This is a genomic window from Acetobacter sp. ESL1128, assembly GCF_058505085.1.
Genome location: NZ_CP196369.1, coordinates 1,164,499 through 1,180,559 on the forward strand (window position 1 = coordinate 1,164,499; position 16,061 = coordinate 1,180,559).

At 58.7% G+C, this 16,061-nt stretch carries 15 protein-coding genes; 11 read left to right on the forward strand and 4 right to left on the reverse strand.

Going from position 1 to position 16,061, the window contains the following annotated elements; genetic code table 11:
* Positions 1-22 precede the first annotated feature (22 nt).
* From ACSYTG_RS05410 to glpK, 6 genes are all read left to right on the forward strand, one after another.
* Entirely contained in the window at positions 23-400 is a 378-nt protein-coding gene (locus tag ACSYTG_RS05410) for an OmpA family protein (protein WP_489783997.1), read from the forward strand.
* Between the two features lie 128 nt (positions 401-528).
* Complete coding sequence (recQ, locus tag ACSYTG_RS05415) at positions 529-2,325, forward strand: DNA helicase RecQ (protein WP_489783998.1); 1,797 nt, start codon at positions 529-531, stop codon at positions 2,323-2,325.
* Entirely contained in the window at positions 2,322-3,104 is a 783-nt protein-coding gene (locus ACSYTG_RS05420; protein ID WP_095349820.1) for a DeoR/GlpR family DNA-binding transcription regulator, read from the forward strand. Before recQ ends, ACSYTG_RS05420 begins: the two co-directional genes overlap by 4 nt.
* Positions 3,105-3,206: 102 nt before the next feature.
* Entirely contained in the window at positions 3,207-4,742 is a 1,536-nt protein-coding gene (gene glpD / locus ACSYTG_RS05425; RefSeq protein WP_408744062.1) for a glycerol-3-phosphate dehydrogenase, read from the forward strand.
* 48 nt (positions 4,743-4,790) lie between these two features.
* Positions 4,791-5,609 carry an MIP/aquaporin family protein gene (locus ACSYTG_RS05430; RefSeq protein WP_095349821.1) on the forward strand — a complete coding sequence of 273 codons (819 nt, stop codon included), beginning with the start codon at positions 4,791-4,793 and terminating at the stop codon, positions 5,607-5,609.
* A 28-nt stretch (positions 5,610-5,637) separates the two neighbouring features.
* On the forward strand, positions 5,638-7,137 hold the full coding sequence (glpK, locus tag ACSYTG_RS05435) for a glycerol kinase GlpK (RefSeq protein ID WP_095349822.1): 1,500 nt from the start codon (positions 5,638-5,640) through the stop codon (positions 7,135-7,137).
* Between the two features lie 61 nt (positions 7,138-7,198).
* Here glpK and ACSYTG_RS05440 read toward each other — a convergent pair whose 3' ends face one another.
* On the reverse strand, positions 7,199-7,690 hold the full coding sequence (locus ACSYTG_RS05440; protein ID WP_095349823.1) for a copper chaperone PCu(A)C: 492 nt from the start codon (positions 7,688-7,690) through the stop codon (positions 7,199-7,201).
* 132 nt (positions 7,691-7,822) lie between these two features.
* Between ACSYTG_RS05440 and nrdR the strand changes: the two genes are divergently transcribed.
* From nrdR to thiL, 3 genes are all read left to right on the forward strand, one after another.
* Complete coding sequence (gene nrdR / locus ACSYTG_RS05445; RefSeq protein WP_086646468.1) at positions 7,823-8,299, forward strand: transcriptional regulator NrdR; 477 nt, start codon at positions 7,823-7,825, stop codon at positions 8,297-8,299.
* Positions 8,300-8,361: 62 nt separating this feature from the next.
* A complete protein-coding gene (gene nusB, locus ACSYTG_RS05450; RefSeq protein WP_086646469.1) occupies positions 8,362-8,889 on the forward strand; it encodes a transcription antitermination factor NusB in 528 nt (175 codons plus the stop codon).
* The gene (gene thiL, locus ACSYTG_RS05455) at positions 8,855-9,856 is read left to right on the forward strand and encodes a thiamine-phosphate kinase (RefSeq protein WP_489783999.1); all 1,002 of its coding nucleotides are present in this window, start codon (positions 8,855-8,857) and stop codon (positions 9,854-9,856) included. The genes nusB and thiL overlap by 35 nt, the downstream gene beginning before the upstream one ends.
* A gap of 62 nt (positions 9,857-9,918) precedes the next feature.
* Here thiL and ACSYTG_RS05460 read toward each other — a convergent pair whose 3' ends face one another.
* Positions 9,919-11,076 carry a GNAT family N-acetyltransferase gene (locus tag ACSYTG_RS05460; RefSeq protein ID WP_489784000.1) on the reverse strand — a complete coding sequence of 386 codons (1,158 nt, stop codon included), beginning with the start codon at positions 11,074-11,076 and terminating at the stop codon, positions 9,919-9,921.
* A 21-nt stretch (positions 11,077-11,097) separates the two neighbouring features.
* Here ACSYTG_RS05460 and ACSYTG_RS05465 point away from each other — a divergent pair, with 21 nt between their 5' ends.
* Entirely contained in the window at positions 11,098-11,949 is an 852-nt protein-coding gene (locus ACSYTG_RS05465) for an SDR family NAD(P)-dependent oxidoreductase (protein ID WP_489784001.1), read from the forward strand.
* A 106-nt stretch (positions 11,950-12,055) separates the two neighbouring features.
* On the opposite strand, the gene ACSYTG_RS05470 is transcribed toward ACSYTG_RS05465, so the two are convergent.
* On the reverse strand, positions 12,056-13,444 hold the full coding sequence (locus tag ACSYTG_RS05470; RefSeq protein ID WP_086646473.1) for an NAD-dependent succinate-semialdehyde dehydrogenase: 1,389 nt from the start codon (positions 13,442-13,444) through the stop codon (positions 12,056-12,058).
* Positions 13,445-13,678: 234 nt separating this feature from the next.
* Here ACSYTG_RS05470 and ACSYTG_RS05475 point away from each other — a divergent pair, with 234 nt between their 5' ends.
* Positions 13,679-14,620, forward strand: a complete 942-nt coding sequence (locus ACSYTG_RS05475) for an AraC family transcriptional regulator (RefSeq protein WP_086646474.1) — start codon at positions 13,679-13,681, stop codon at positions 14,618-14,620.
* Positions 14,621-14,634: 14 nt separating this feature from the next.
* Here the strand turns inward: ACSYTG_RS05475 and cysG are convergent, their stop codons facing one another.
* Complete coding sequence (gene cysG / locus ACSYTG_RS05480) at positions 14,635-16,044, reverse strand: siroheme synthase CysG (RefSeq protein WP_489784002.1); 1,410 nt, start codon at positions 16,042-16,044, stop codon at positions 14,635-14,637.
* Positions 16,045-16,061 lie beyond the last annotated feature (17 nt).

Below are 16,061 nucleotides of genomic sequence, written 5' to 3' on the forward strand. Positions count from 1 at the left end.
TGATAATTCAGGAATGATCATTATGCGCCGCTTATTTTCAGTCGCCTGCCTGAGCCTTCTGGCTGCCTGCGCCAGTCAGGCCCCTCGCAAATATGTTGTCTTTTTTTCCAACCAGTCGGCCGAGCTTGATCAGGCCGGGCAGGAAGTGATTGCGCAGGTCGCGCAGGAAGCAGACAAGCACCCCTCCCGCATTGTTCGGGTTGAAGGGTATGCCGGGGCTGGCAAGGACCTGTCTGCCGATGCACTGGTGGCAATCCAGCGGGCCAAGGCCGTAACGGCCAAGTTGCAGGCCGATGGCGTGCGTACTGACCGTATTGTGGAAACACCGCGCGCCCCTTCCAACCTTGAAGGGATGGTTGTTGGCTCCCGCCGTGTAGAGATCGAACTGACAAGCCCCTGATTGCCATGGAGGAAAGAGAGCCTGCATATGCCGACATTCCCCCCTATGAGCCACCATTAGGCTTGCCGGAGGAAAGGGGGCCGGGAGTGCCCCCGCGTGACCGGTTTTGTAACCGATCCGTGCAGGAGGTGCTGCAGGCTGTCTTTGGGTTCCCCGGGTTCAGGAGCTTGCAGGCGCAGGCTGTAGAATGCGCCATGCAGGGGCAGGATGCCCTTGTGCTCATGCCCACGGGTGGGGGCAAAAGCGTATGTTACCAGATTCCAGCCCTGTGCCGGCCGGGCATGGGGCTGGTCATCTCTCCTCTTATCGCGCTTATGGACGACCAGGTAGCAGGGCTCAGGCAGCTTGGGGTTAATGCCGCTGCCCTGCATTCCGAACTGGACGAAAACGAATCAGCCCAGATCAGGTCTGATCTGGCCAATGGCCGTGTGGACCTGCTCTATATTTCGCCCGAACGCCTTTTGTCGTCAGGCACGCTGGACCGCCTGACGCGCATACCACTATCCATTATTGCCATAGACGAAGCGCATTGCATTTCGGCCTGGGGGCATGAGTTCCGGCCCGAATACAGGGCCCTTACCGCGCTGCCGCGGCATTTTCCCAATGTGCCACGGCTTGCCCTGACCGCCACGGCGGACGAACGCACGCGGGATGATATTCTGGCGGCATTGGATATGCCGCACGCGCAGGTTCTGGTTTCAAGCTTTCATCGGCCCAACCTCAATATTGCCGTGCAGCCCAAAGGTTCGGAACTGAAGCAACTGCTTGTAGCCCTTGAGCGCTACAGGGAAGACGCCTCCATTGTCTATTGTGGCAGCCGTGCCAGAACCGAGCGTATAGCGGCCTCCCTGCGGGAGCGCGGCTGGCCTGCGCTGGCGTATCATGCGGGGCTGTCTCCGGTGGAAAAGCGCGCGGCACTGTTGCGTTTTCGCTCGGGGGAGCCGCTGGTGATTGTGGCCACGGTGGCTTTTGGCATGGGCATAGACCGCCCGGATGTGCGCGCAGTTGTGCATCTGGATATGCCCTCCTCGCCCGAGGCGTATTACCAGCAGATTGGCCGGGCCGGGCGCGATGGCCTGCCGTCTGATACCGTGCTGTTATACGGGGGAGAGGATATAGCCCGTGCCCGTTACTGGCTGGACCAGTCCGCAGCTCCAGATAACGAAAAACGCATCATGCGCAGCCGTCTGGAGGCCATGATCGCGTTTACTGAAACCACAGGGTGCCGCACGCAGGCACTGCTGCACTGTTTTGGCGAGGAACTGGAACAGCCCTGCGGGCATTGTGATAACTGCCGCCACCCGGTGCTGACATTTGATGGAACGGAAGCTGCCCGCAAGTTGCTGTCCGCAGTGTATCGCACGGGGGAAAGTTTTGGCGCGCTGCACGTTATTGCCGTTTTGCGGGCCAAGAGGACCGACGGCATAAGCCGTAACGGGCACGACAAACTTTCGGTCTGGGGGATTGGTCAGGACAGAAGCGAGTCGTTCTGGCGTGGTGTGGTCCGCCAGCTTATTGCGCGGGGCGCCCTGCGGATAGAAGGGCAGTATGGTGGGTTGCGACTGAACCCCGACATCGCCCGCCCGATCCTGCGGGGGGAGGAAAACGTTGCCTTGCGGGCAGACCCGGTTGTGGAGCACACCGGCAATGTAGGGGGTACTCGGGGGCAGAGACAATCTGCGGCTCTGGACCTGCCTGAAGACCGTTTGGCCCTGTTTGAAGCTCTGCGCAAATGGCGGCGGGAAGAAGCCAAGGAGCAGGAAATTCCGCCGTATGTCATTTTCCATGATTCGGTTTTGAAAGACATAGCGCTCGAAAAACCCGATGATCTGGATACGCTGGGTGAGATCAAGGGCGTAGGTCGCTCCAAGCTGGAACGCTACGGGGAGGCCGTGCTGGCGGTTATTGAGGCGGAACCGGCATGAGCAATGCGCTGGAAAAACGACGCAGGCATATTCTGCGGCTGGTCAACCAGCACGGGTATGTTGCCAGCGAGGAACTGGCGCGCGAGCTGGGCGTAACCGTGCAGACCGTAAGGCGGGACGTTAACATTATGGCCGGGCAGGGGTTGCTGGCCCGCCACCATGGAGGGGCCAGCAGCCTTTCCCCCGCCGAGAACATTGCTTATTCAGACCGGCAGATCCTGAACCTGCAAGCCAAGGACGCCATAGGACGGGAAGCGGCAAAGGCCATACCGGACGGGGCCTCCCTGTTCATTAACATCGGCACCACAACGGAGGCTTTTGCCCGGTCGCTGCGCACCCACAGAACCCTGCGGGTTATTACCAATAATATCCATGTCGCAACCCTGCTGGCTCCGGCTCCTGAATGTAGTCTGATCATTACAGGTGGCAGCGTACGCCTGCGCGATGGTGGCATTGTTGGCCCGGCGGCGGCGGCCATGATCGAGCAGTATCGGGCGGATTTTGGTGTTATCGGCATTTCCGGCATTGATGCGGATGGCACGTTGCTGGATTTTGATGCGGACGAAATTAACGCGGCGCAGGCGATCATACGCAACGCCAGAACGGTGTTCCTGCTGGCGGACCACACCAAGTTCTTGCGCAGGCCCATGGCGCGTGTGGGGCATATATCCCAGATCAATGCGTTTTTTACGGACCAGCCTCCTCCGCCGGGTATTCGGGCCATTTTGCGCGAGCATGATGTGCAGCTCCATGTTACTGGCGCGCAGGAGTGTTCGTAAAAGAACATCACGGCCCAAAAAAACGCATCCATCGGGGACGATAACCATAGTTCTTGCGTTCTGTTTTCGAAATCGAATAAAACGAACAAAGCCTTCGTATAGATGGAACCGATAAAAACCATGTCAGCAGCAGAAACATCCGAGCGTATTTATGACCTTCTCGTTATCGGGGGGGGCGTTAACGGCACCGGCATTGCGCGTGACGCCTGCGGGCGTGGTGCATCCGTCCTGCTGGTGGAGCAGGATGATCTGGCAAGCTATACCTCGTCTTCCAGCACCAAGCTGATCCATGGTGGCCTGCGCTATCTGGAGTATTATGAGTTCCGCCTTGTGCGTGAAGCGCTGATGGAGCGTGAACGCCTGCTGACCATGGCCCCCCATATCATGTGGCCGCTGCGCTTTGTGCTGCCGCATTCCAAGCTGGTGCGTCCGGCATGGATGCTCAAGGCCGGGCTGTTCCTGTACGATCATCTGGCATCCAACATGACGCTGCCTAAATCCATTGGCGTGGATTTTCGCAAGCATTCTTCGGGGCGTGCGCTCAAGCCTGAATACACCAAGGGCTTCATCTATTCCGATGGCTGGGTGCAGGACAGCCGTCTTGTTGTGCTGAACGCCATGGACGCGGCCGAGCGTGGGGCCGATGTGCGCGTGCGCACCCGCCTGACTGCCGCGCAGCGCGTGAACGGGCAGTGGGTGGCAACTCTGGAAGACCGCATAACCGGCCAGACCCAGACGGTGCGTGCCAAAGCCATGGTAAACGCTGCTGGCCCGTGGGTTGCCCGCCTGCTGGCCGATACGCTTAAAATCCCCAATTCCAAATCGGTACGTCTGGTCAAGGGCAGCCATATTATTGTCCCGCGTGTGTACGAGGGGCCGCAGGCTTACATTTTCCAGAACCCTGACAAGCGGATTGTGTTCGCCATTCCATACGAGCAGAAGTTCACCCTGATCGGCACCACGGACATTCCGTGGAAGGATGAGCCGGGCAAGGTGGGCATAGCACCCGATGAAGTAACGTATCTGTGCGAAAGCGTGAACCGCTACCTGAACGTGCAGGTCCGTGAGAGCGATGTGGTGTGGAGCTACGCAGGGCTGCGTCCGTTGTATGACGATGCCTCTGCCAACGCCTCTGCCGTTACCCGCGATTATGTTCTGGACCTGGACACGCAGGATGGCGCGCCCCTGCTTTCCATTTTTGGTGGCAAAATCACGACCTACCGCAAGCTGGCCGAACATGCGCTGGAAAAACTGGCCCCTGTGCTGCCCGTAGTTGGTGGCCAGAGCTGGACCGCAAGCGAAGTGCTGCCCGGTGGGGATATTGGTGAAGGTGGTTTTGACGGTGCCCTTGCCCGCTTGCGCCGCGTAGCTCCCTGGTTGCCAGAAGAACTGGCATGGCGTCTGATGCGTAATTACGGCAGCCGCACATACGAAATTATCGGACAGGCCAACAGCATGGACGATATGGGTGAACTGCTGGGTGGAGACCTGAGCACGCGTGAAGTAGATTACCTGATGGCGCGTGAATGGGCCCGTAAGGCAGAAGATGTGCTCTGGCGGCGCAGCAAGCTGGGCCTGCACCTGAATGACGCGGAAAAAGCCCGCGTTGAAACCTATGTTCAGAAGAAAGCTGTCTGATCTGTAAAACACCGCTTTCCGAACAAAAAAAACAAAAAGAGGAAAGATATGGATAAGGTAAAAAATAGTCTCTGGGGCGAGTTGATAGCCGAATGTCTGGCGGTGCTGATCATTATTCTGGTCGGTGATTCCGTTGCAGCCATGTACTCGCTGTATGATCCAAGCCCCTACCAGCTCTCCTACTGGGGAGTTGCCATTACGTGGGGGCTGGGTGTGACTCTGGCCATTTACGTGACCGGTGCTGTTTCTGGCACACATGCCAACCCTGCTGTTACGCTGGCGCTTGCCTGCTACCGTGGGTTCGCATGGCGCAAGGTGCTGCCATACTGGGTGGCGCAGGTGGTGGGTGGCTTTTTGGGAGCCTGTCTGGTTTATGCCCTGTATGGCTCGGTTATCGTGCATTATGCGGTGTCCCATCATCTGGATTTTGCCAATGATGGCGCCGCGTCAGGCGTGTTCTTTACCCATCCGGGTGATTTTGTAACGCCCCTGCATGCGCTGCTGAACGAAACAATCCTGACGGCATTTCTGGTCCTTGGTATTTTTGCAGTGACCTGCCAGTACAATACGGCTGCTCCACAGGCTAACTCGGGTGCATTGATCATTGGCCTGCTGGTTGCCATTATCGGTGCATCTTCAGGGTATCTGGAAGGGTGGGCCATTAACCCTGCGCGCGATTTTGGGCCTCGCCTGTTCTGCTTTGTGGCAGGGTGGGGGCGTACGGCTCTTCCTTCTCCCCAGAATTACTGGTGGGTGCCTGTTGTAGGCCCACTTATGGGTGGGCTTATCGGGGCCACGATTTACCAGACGCTGCTGCGTCCGTTCATGCCCGCACTGGGCCGTCACTCCACTCCTGCGGCAGACTGACTGCTCAGAATAAGAAGGGATATTCCCCATGACCAAAAAAGATTGTGTTCTGGCGATTGATCAGGGAACAACATCAACCCGCAGCATCGTTTTTGATCGTGACGCCAACGAACTGGCTGCGGCCCGTCAGGAGTTCCCGCAGCATTATCCCAACGCTGGGTGGGTGGAGCATTGCCCAGAAGATATCTGGACCGATGTGCTCAACACAGCGCGCGCGGCACTGGAGCAGAGCGGGGCTGCGGACCGCATTGCCGGTATTGGCATTACCAACCAGCGCGAAACCATTGTGGTGTGGGAGCGCAGCACGGGCAAGCCGATCCACCGTGCCATTGTCTGGCAGGACCGGCGGACGGCCAGTGTCTGCCAGAAACTGCGTGACGAAGGGGCCGAGGCTCTGGTGCGTGAACGCACGGGCTTGCTGCTGGACCCCTATTTTTCCGCCACCAAACTGGCATGGCTGCTCGACAACGTGGCCGATGCCCGTGCCCGCGCTGAAAAAGGTGAGCTGGCATTTGGCACCATTGATTCGTTTATCCTGTGGCGGCTGACGGGTGGTAAGGTCCACGCAACCGATGCGACCAATGCCTCGCGCACCATGCTGTTTGATATTCATCGCCAGCAGTGGGATCAGGACCTCCTGAAGCTGTTCCGTATTCCCGCCAGCCTGCTGCCCGAAGTCAAGGATAGCAGCACTCTGTATGGGGAAACGGACCCAGCCCTGTTTGGACGGGCCATTCCCATTGCCGGGATTGCAGGCGACCAGCAGGCAGCCGTTGTGGGGCAGGCCTGCTTTACGCCGGGCATGGCCAAGGCCACCTACGGTACGGGGTGCTTTTTGCTGCTGAACACGGGGGACAAGCCCGTGGAATCACGTAACCGGATGTTGACCACGGTTGCTTACCGGCTCAATGGCAAACCCACATACGCCCTTGAAGGCTCCATTTTTGTGGCTGGTGCAGCCATTAAATGGCTGCGTGACGGCTTGCACCTGATCACCCATGCGTCCCAGACGGATGATATGGCAACCCGTGTGCCGCACAGCCATGGCGTGTACATGGTGCCAGGGTTTGTCGGTCTAGGCGCGCCTCATTGGGACCCTGATGCACGCGGCCTGATCTGTGGCCTGACGCTGGATGCCACTGCGGCCCATATTGCCCGTGCGGCTCTGGAATCCGTGGCGTACCAGACGCTGGATCTGGTGAGTGCCATGGTGCAGGACGGTGGTGGCACTACGGAGAGCATCCGTGTGGATGGTGGCATGTCCGCCAATGACTGGTACTGCCAGTTTCTTGCTGACATGCTGCAAGCCAAGGTTGAACGCCCACGCAATGTTGAAACAACGGCTCTGGGCGCTGGCTTCCTGGCCGGTATGGCAACTGGTGTCTGGGAAAATGAAGCAAACGTAGCGGCGGAATGGGCGCGGGGTTCCCTGTTTGAACCCAAAATGGACAGCACCCAGCGCCGCACCATGATTGCTGGCTGGCATCAAGCTGTTAAGCGTACGCTCAGCACCTATACCGGCGGCTAAGAGACGGGGCCCAAAAAAGTGGCCGGAGCGTGCTCCGGCTCTTTTGGTTCCTGTTCCTGCGCTACCGGGCGCCGGAAGTAACCGGTACAGACACGGTTTTGCTGGACCCGCCCAGAAACTGGAATGTAACCGGCACATTGGGTTGGGTGAGCACCTGTGCAACAGGGCCAACGCACAGCATGTGGTAGCCAGCACTGGCAAATACCAGTGTTGTAACTTCTGGCAGAGCCAGATGCTGGAACAGGTGGCGGGTGCCGGGGGTGTTTTCCTGATCAGTGTGGTAGCCAACCAGTGTGCTGCAGGCGGGGGAGACAACGCCGGTCAGCAAATGGGTTGTGTGGCTGTTATTGGTAAGGCTAAAATACAGCTCCGTCTGCCCTTGCCCCTGTGTGGCAGGCTGATGGAGTGAAATATCGGTAATGGAGATGTCTTTCTGGGCATCAGCCTGTCCGGGAACAGATTGCCCGTTATTGTGTTCTTGTGCCTGTGCGGGGCCGAGTGCCAGCAGGCTGATCAGAGCGCTGGCCAGTATTGCTTGGTAACGAGGTTTCATGGTGTCTCCGTGCGCCTTGGGGCATGAGCAGTATGGACGAACCCGGTTAAAACAAATATCTGATTGTCACCTAGCGCTCTTTGAACAGCACAATGCCGTCGGATACGCGCCTGAGGGAAGGTTGGTACCATCATGCGTTGCCCTTTTTGCGGGAACCCGGATAGTCAGGTCAAGGACAGTCGCCCGAATGAAGAAGGGTCGGCTATCCGCCGCCGCAGGGCTTGCCTGTCCTGCGGGCAGCGCTTTACCACGGTAGAGCGCGTGCAACTGCGCGAGCTGGTGGTGGTCAAGCAGGATGGGCGGCGTGCGCCGTTTGACCGGGATAAAATTTCCCGCTCCATCCGTATTGCTCTGCGCAAGCGCCCGGTATCTGATGAGCAGATGGAGCAGATTGTAACTGGGGTCGTGCGCCAGCTTGAAGCGTCGGGGGATACGGAAGTCGCCTCCGCCCGCATTGGTGAGCTTGCCATGGACGCGCTCAAGGAAGTGGACGGCGTGGGGTATGTGCGTTTTGCCAGCGTGTACCGGGACTTTACGGAGGCCCGCGATTTTTCCGAGATTCTGACGCTCATGGAAAGCAAAACCCAGCAGAGCGAACAAAAAGACTAGACCTTTATGTGTAAAAACGCCACAAAACGCGGCTTCGCATAAAAGCGGAGCAGGAGAGAACGATGACCGAACTACAGGACCAACCCAAGCTCAAAGCCGCACAACGCCCGCGCACAGCCGCGCGAGTTGCCGCCGTGCAGGCCCTGTTCCAGATTGAGCAGAATGGGGATCGTCCGGATTCCGTTATTGAGCAGTTTCTGGTCCATCGGTTTGGCACCACCCTGAGCGGTGAATCCTACGAGGATGGGCGTATTCCCGAAGCGGATGTGGCTCTGTTTACTGCCATTGTAAAAGGGGCTGTTTCCAACCGTACGGCAATTGAGGGTGATATTGCCCAGACCCTGCCGTCCACCTGGCCGATCGAGCGGCTGGACCCGGTCCTGCGCGCTCTTTTTATGGCGGCTATTGCGGAGTTTCGCCACGAAGACGCACCTGCTGCGGTCCTGATCAACGAGTATATGGACGTAGCACATGGCTTCTTTTTTGGGGATGAGCCGCGTCTGGTGAATGGTGTGCTGGATACGCTTTTCAAAACCCCCGCACCGGTTGAAGATCATGACAGCACCGCCGTCCCCCCAACCGAAGACTGATCTGCCGCCTGAGTTTGCGTTTATACGGCGGCATTTTTTAGCACTGGCTGGCCCTGCCGCCCTGAACCTGCAGGATGATGCGGCGGTGTTCTCGCCCCCTCAGGGGCGAGAAATGGTGATGGCGGTAGATGCCATGGTAGAAAATGTGCATTTTCTACCAACCGACCCCCCCGATACAATTGGCCGCAAGCTGTTGCGGTGCAACCTGTCCGACCTTGCCGCCATGGGGAGCAGGCCGGAAGGCTGGTTGCTGGCGTTTGCACGCCCCCCCCATATTACGGATGCGTGGGTGGAGCAGTTCTGTGCTGGTCTGGCGCAGGATCAGGCCCGCTTTGGGCTGAGCCTGATGGGGGGCGATACAACCTCCACCTCCGGACCACTTGTTCTCTCATTGACCATTGTTGGCTCGGTCCTGCCCGGTCAGGCTATCCAGCGGTGTGGAGCCCGGGCGGGGGATGGGCTGTGGGTGAGTGGGACCATAGGGGATGGAGCGCTGGGCCTGCGTGTGTTGCAGGGGGTAGAGCCTCCTCTGGCTGACCCTACAGGCCATCTGGCGGAACGCTACCGCCTGCCGCAACCACGGATAGGGCTACCCCTGCATGGTCTGGCATCCGCCGCTATGGATGTGTCCGACGGGTTGGTACAGGATGCTGGTCATCTGGCGCGGGAAAACGCTTTACATGTGCGCATACAGGCCGATCAGGTTCCGCTCTCGGCCGCAGCACGCGCATTAGGGCCTGCGTGGCAGGAAGTCTGCCTGACGGGCGGAGATGATTATGAAATCCTGTTTGCTGTGCCGCCTGAGCGGGAGCGTCAGCTACTATCCTGCCCACGTCTGCCCACCCCATATGGAGTGGTGCCTGTAACCCGGATAGGTCAGTTTGAGGCAGGCGTGCCGGGTGTGTCCGTTATGGATGGTGCAGGACAGCCCATGCACTTCAGGGCCAAGGGCTGGAGCCACCTGTAAACGGGGGCTGGCCTAAAGGTTGAGCGCCACGTTGTGACGCTTGCCTGTTGTTGCGGAAGAATTCAGTCTTCTGGCTGAGCCAGAATTTTTTCGTACATACGGTGGGTTTTGTACGGTGTGGGCACAATACGCTCAATAAGGTTGCGCAACCCTGTATGTGTTTCCAGCACCCAGCCCAGTTCAATGGTTCGATAGGGCAGAACATGCCCGCGCTTCATCAGTTCATCAATAATCAGCACAGGCAGCATGGCGCGCAGGGCGGTGCCCATATATTTTTTGCGCACGCCAAGGAGCACAACCCGGGCGGAATGAAAATCATGCCGGAGAATGCGCGAGCCAAGCTTGAGCCAGCCCAGAGGGGAGGGCGCGCCGCCCAGATCCCCGCTGATGTCAAACATATTGGGTATAACCAGCGCTATGGCCGCCGGTTCGCCTTCAACCTCGGCCAGTACATACTGCTCAGGCCGCAGGATGGGCTTGATCGCCTTGAGCAGGGATTCAACCTCGTTAGAGGTCAGGGGCACGTTGCCCCATGTGTCGGCCCAGGCGTCATTATAGATTTCGCGCAGGATCGTGGCGTCTTCTGGAATGTGTTTTAAGCGCAGGCCGCGCATGGTAATCTTGCCAAGACGCTGGCGCAGGTTGGCGGGAATCTGGTTGGCACGCTCGGCCTGTGGCCCTGTTTCCATACTGTAGGAGAGCAGGTCCATCGCTTTTTCAAAGCCCGCTTCCTCAACGGCAGGGCCGAGGGTTGCGGGGTGCCATGGGGTGCCGATCATGGGCATTTCATTCTGCCCTGCAATCATCACACCGGACTGGCCGTTGCTGTTCAGTGTCCATGGACCGCGGATGCGTTCAACACCACGTGTTTCAAGCCATTTGGTGGCGGCTTCAAGCAGGAGGGGAACACAGGCGGGTTCAGCTGTATCCAGCGCTCCAAAAAAGCCGGTTCTGGGGCCGGGCTGCTTGAGCACAAGGGAGTCTATCTGGGCAGATATGCGGCCAATCGGTTTGCCATTACGCCATGCCAGAAAGTAACAGGCAAAGCCGTGGTCGAAAAAACGCGATTTTTTGGGGGAGAGCATATCGCGCTCTTCCATGTCCAAAGGGGCAACATATCCGGGCAGGCCATCGTAAATCTGGCGTGGAAGCTTTATAAAGAGAGAAAGCTGACGTGAGCCCGAAACAGGGGAAACGGTAATCTGAGTCGGGAAAGACATTGCCCCTCCATGGAACGGAACATGAAAAACTCCACGGGTGATGCCTCATTCTCTCTCAATGGGAAAGGAAAAAATGTGAAATCTGATGCATCGGGGGAAGGCGTTCTGCGTTCCGTGCTGATTACAGGGGCTACGGGCGGCATTGGTGCGGAGCTTGCGCACCATTATGCGGCACCCGGCCGGACCCTGATTTTGTGGGGCAGAAATGCCCAGCGGCTGAGCCAGCTGGCCATGGAATGCTGCTCCAGTGGGGCCGTAGTGCATACACGCCAGATAGACCTGTGCGATGGAGCCGCCGCCCTGAAGGCCTTTGAGGAAGATGATGCAGCCCACAAGCCCGACTGCGTGGTGCTTGGTGCAGGCCTGTCTGACATCCAGTCTCTGGACGATAAAACGGAAGACCCGCAGAAGGTGCTCCAGCTTGGGCTGGTCAATTATGCAACGCCGGTTACGCTGGCCACGGCAGCGGCCAAGAGCATGGTGGAGCGGCGCAGTGGGCATATTGCGCTCATAGGCTCTGTTGCCGGGTTTTACGAAATGCCCTTTTCTGCCGCCTATAGCAGCTCCAAATCCGGACTGGCATTTTTTGCCAAGTCTGCCGGGCTTGCCTGGCGGCAATATGGCGTTCAGCTAACATTGATCGTGCCCGGTTTTGTGGACACCCCCATGAGCCAGCGGCTCGAAGGCCCGCGTCCTTTTCTGGTTCCAGCCAAAAAAGCAGCCCGCCTGATTGCCCGTGCCATTGCGCAGGGGCGGCGGGAATATATTTTTCCGTGGCCGTTCCGTGTTCTGCGTGTGGTTGAACGCCTGCTCCCCCAGAAACTGCGCGAGCATATTCTGCTGCGTCTGGCTGTGGAGCAAACTGAACGATAATTTGGGGGTACGTACACAAAAGGCCCGGCAGAACTGCCGGGCCTTTTGCATGGTTGGGCCGTAAGCCGCCGGTTAATGCGGCTTACGGTCCTGCTTCGCCGTTCGGTTAGAACGGTGCGTCAATATCCACCACGTCAATCAGCTTGTGATTGACAAATTCCTTAATGCCGAGGCCGATCAGCTCGCGGCCAAAGCCGGAGCGGGCCACGCCACCAAACGGCAGGTCGGCTTTTACCATTGTCGGGTGGTTGATGTAGACCATGCCGGTGTAAATGCGGCGGGCTACTTCCACCCCAAGCTTGGTGTTCTGCGTAAAGACAGAGCCACCCAGACCGTAGGGAGAGTCATTGGCAATGCGAATGGCATCTTCGGTGTCTTTTGCGCGGTAAAGCTGGGTAACCGGGCCAAAGAACTCCCACAGGCGGGCGGGGTTGTTTTCCAGGTTGGTGAGCAGCACCGGACGGAAAAAAGCACCTTTTTCGGGCACAGGAGCGCCAATAACTTCGGCTTTGGCACCCAGCTTGCAGGCTTCATCAACCTGTGTGCGCAGGTCGTCCGCTGCTTTTTGGGAGGAGAGCGGGGCCAGCGTGGTAGCCGGGTCCATCGGGTCCCCTGCCTTCAGTTCGGCAACGCCTTTTTTGTAGAGTTCTACAAAGCGGTCATAAATGGCGTCGGCCACGATCAACCGCTTGGAAGAAACGCAAACCTGCCCTGCATTCCAGTGGCGGCCAAAAACAGCCCATTTGACTGCTTTTTCCAGATCAGCGTCTTCGAGCACAACAAATGCGTCCGAACCACCAAGTTCCATGGTTGCTTTTTTGAGCGCCTTGCCTGCAACAGATGCCACAATGGCACCAGCGCCTTCGGAGCCGGTCAGGGCCACGCCGCATACGCGCGGGTCGTTCAGCACGGTTTCGGTGTGATGGCGGGCAAGGTACAGGTTGCGGAATGCACCTTCCGGCAGGCCAGCCTTGCGCATCAGGTCATCAAAGGCTGCGGCACACTGCGGCACGTTGGAAGCGTGCTTGAGGATGACCGTGTTCCCGGCGGAAAGCTGGGGCGCAATGATGCGGGCGATCTGGTAGTAGGGGAAGTTCCACGGCTCAATGGCGAACACAATGCCCTGAGGTTCATGGACCAGCATGGCCTGACCTTCTTCAGGGTTTTTAACCGGCAGGGCTTCGGCGGCCAGCAGGCGCTCGGCGTGTTCGGCGTAGTATTCAAAAATTTCGGCCGAGAGCGTGACTTCTGCTTTGGCTTCGCCAAAAACCTTGCCCATTTCCAGCGTCAGCAGGGCGGCGTAATCGTCCATGTTGTCGCGCAGGATCTGTGCTGCGGCAGACATAACCTTTGCGCGGTCGGCAAAGGACGCATCACGCCAAGACTGGAATGCGGTATAGGCTGCGTCCAGCGCGGTCTGTACTTCCTGGTCGGTTGCATCGGCAAAAGTTTTGACGACTTCGCCCGTGTAAGGGTTTGTTGTGGCGTAAGCCATAAGCCTGTTCTTCCTTGGCTGTGTGATCAGTGATGCCACAATGGGACGGAAGAGGGCGAGGGGGATAGAGCAATTCTGCCCACTTCTTGCCTGATTCTCTCTGTCAGGCTATTTGCCTGCTGTTTCAGGCAAGGCGTGGGCGTGGCTGATTGCCTTATTCTGCTCTATCTGGAATGGTGCTGGCTGCCCCGTCTGTTGGGGGCAGGTATGGCATAGCGTAACAAAGAGGCAGGTATGGTCGGTAATCTGGCGGAATTGCAGAAGCTGGTGCTCAGGCACTGTGCCCATTCCACGGTAACAACCGCTATCCCCGAACTCACGCTCTACCGGGCCGAGGTTGTGAGCGAGCCCATTCCCTTTGTGTTTGAACCCCGCGTGTACGTTATTGTGCAGGGCAAAAAGCAGGTCATGCTTCGCGACCGTGTGTTTGATTATGATGACAGCCACTACCTTGTTACGGCTGTGGACCTGCCTGTAGCCGGCTGCATTACACAGGCCACGCCAGAGCGCCCCTACCTGGCCCTGTGTCTGGCGCTGGACCCGGCTCTGATTGCGGAACTGCTGCTGGTGGTGAACGACCAGCAGGTAGACCCCAATCAGGCGTGCATTATGGGTATGGGGCTAAGCCCGCTTAATTCGGCCATTACCGAGCCACTCTTGCGGTTGATGAAGCTGCTGGACCAGCCAGAGGATATTCCCATCCTCAAACCCCTGATCGTGCGTGAACTGCTTTACCGGCTGTTGCAGGGGGATCAGGGGTGTGCACTCAGGCAGATTGCAACGGCTGGGAGCAACCTTTCCCACATCAACAGGGCCATCCACTGGATTGCCCAGCATTATGCGGAGCCGTTTGATATTGGCCGGGCGGCCCGTGTGGCAGGTATGGGGCTTTCCACCTTCCACCGGCATTTCCGCGCAGCGACCAACATGAGCCCCTTGCAATACCGGACCCAGTTGCGCCTGCAGGAAGCACGCAGACGTATGGTCAGCGAGAATGTGGATGCCGCAGAGGCTGCTTTTGCCGTGGGGTATGAGAGTCCATCCCAGTTCAGCCGGGAATACCGGCGCATGTTCGGGCGCCCCCCGGCAACGGATGCGCTCTGCGTAAGGGCTGACCAGCTTCTGGAGCGCAATGGTGCCAGAGCGCTATACGCCCATCAGGCCCATTGCGCCTAGCATGGCCGGGAGCCTTACGCAGGAGCGGAGGACACAACCCGGTGCTGGACAACCTGACCCACAATAATCAGGGCAGGGCTGGTTATGTGGTTGTCCGCAACCTGTTGGGGTAGCGTGCTGAGAGTGCCGCTTAATACCCGCTGGTGTGGCAGGGTGCCCCCTTCCACAATGGCTGCGGGCCAGTCTGCTGGCAGGCCATGCTCCACCAGCCGGGCGCAGAGCTGTGCAACCAGCGTAAGGCCCATGTAAATAACAATGGTCTGGCTGCGCAGGGCTATGGTTTCCCACGCCAGATTCAGGGTGCCATCGGCCCGGGCATGGCCGGTAATAAACAGGCAGGCCTGTGCGCAGTCACGGTGTGTGAGCGGTATGCCAGCATAAGCAGCGCACCCGTTGGCGGCCGAAATGCCGGGGATAATGCGGAATGGCACGCCTGCGGCCATCAGTGCCTCTATTTCCTCCCCGCCACGGCCAAAAATAAACGGGTCGCCCCCTTTGAGCCGGAGCACACGTTCCCCAGCTTTGGCACGGCGGATAAGTTCGGCATTAATGCCATCCTGCGGGAGTGTGTGGTTATTGGTCTGCTTGCCAACAAACACCCGCTCGGCATCGCGGCGCACGTAGTTCAGAATACCCGGCCCAACCAGATTGTCGTATAAAACGCTATCTGCATCCTGCATAAGCCGCAGTGCCGCGAGCGTCAGCAGGTCCGGGTTGCCCGGGCCTGCGCCAACAAGCCACACTTCCCCTGTTCTGGCATGGCCCTGGTCCAGAATGCGGTCGAGTTCATTCTGGGCGGCCTGCGTGTTCCCCGCCATGGCCAGAGCGCCACCTGTTCCATCCAGAAAATCTTCCCACACACGGCGGCGTATGGCGGAATCCGGTACGCGGGTGCGCAGGGCCAGACGGCTTTGCTGCATGAATGCTGCCAGCCTGTGCAGGCCTGCGGGCATGATCTCTTCAATTTTCGCGCGGAGCCTGCGGGCCAGCACAGGGGCGGCCCCACCGGTGGAAACCGCAATCTGCACAGCGCCGCGTGTGGTCATGGCCGGGGTAATAAAGCTGGAAACCTCGGGAGCATCCACCGCGCATACGGGTATGTTCATGCTCTGGCACAGCGCGCTGAGTTCGGCATTGAGTGCACGGTTGCTGGTGGCCAGATAAACCATACGGCAGCCGGGCAGGCGGGCTGTCAGGCTTTCTACCGTGGCGTCCTGACGTGTGACCTCCGCCTTGCCGTCCGCCACAAGGCGTTCGAGTTCGGGGCAGAGTGTGGGGGAGAGAATTTCCACCCGCGCACCTGTAGGCACAAGAAGCTGCACCTTGTTGGCCGCGACATTACCGCCGCCTGCCACAAGAACACGTGCCCCTTCCAGATGGAGCATGATGGGAAACCAGCTGGTTTGCTCAAATGAAGCTTGCATGAGTCATGCTGCAAGCA

Coding starts and splice junctions, on each gene's coding strand:
- ACSYTG_RS05430 (WP_095349821.1), top strand. CDS start 4,791: ATGGATAAGGTAAAAAATAGTCTCTGGGGCGAGTTGATAGCCGAATGT.
- cysG (WP_489784002.1), bottom strand. CDS start 16,044: ATGCAAGCTTCATTTGAGCAAACCAGCTGGTTTCCCATCATGCTCCAT.
- nrdR (WP_086646468.1), top strand. CDS start 7,823: ATGCGTTGCCCTTTTTGCGGGAACCCGGATAGTCAGGTCAAGGACAGT.
- ACSYTG_RS05465 (WP_489784001.1), top strand. CDS start 11,098: ATGAAAAACTCCACGGGTGATGCCTCATTCTCTCTCAATGGGAAAGGA.
- ACSYTG_RS05410 (WP_489783997.1), top strand. CDS start 23: ATGCGCCGCTTATTTTCAGTCGCCTGCCTGAGCCTTCTGGCTGCCTGC.
- ACSYTG_RS05470 (WP_086646473.1), bottom strand. CDS start 13,444: ATGGCTTACGCCACAACAAACCCTTACACGGGCGAAGTCGTCAAAACT.
- ACSYTG_RS05460 (WP_489784000.1), bottom strand. CDS start 11,076: ATGTCTTTCCCGACTCAGATTACCGTTTCCCCTGTTTCGGGCTCACGT.
- ACSYTG_RS05440 (WP_095349823.1), bottom strand. CDS start 7,690: ATGAAACCTCGTTACCAAGCAATACTGGCCAGCGCTCTGATCAGCCTG.
- ACSYTG_RS05420 (WP_095349820.1), top strand. CDS start 2,322: ATGAGCAATGCGCTGGAAAAACGACGCAGGCATATTCTGCGGCTGGTC.
- nusB (WP_086646469.1), top strand. CDS start 8,362: ATGACCGAACTACAGGACCAACCCAAGCTCAAAGCCGCACAACGCCCG.
- glpK (WP_095349822.1), top strand. CDS start 5,638: ATGACCAAAAAAGATTGTGTTCTGGCGATTGATCAGGGAACAACATCA.
- ACSYTG_RS05475 (WP_086646474.1), top strand. CDS start 13,679: ATGGTCGGTAATCTGGCGGAATTGCAGAAGCTGGTGCTCAGGCACTGT.
- thiL (WP_489783999.1), top strand. CDS start 8,855: ATGACAGCACCGCCGTCCCCCCAACCGAAGACTGATCTGCCGCCTGAG.
- glpD (WP_408744062.1), top strand. CDS start 3,207: ATGGAACCGATAAAAACCATGTCAGCAGCAGAAACATCCGAGCGTATT.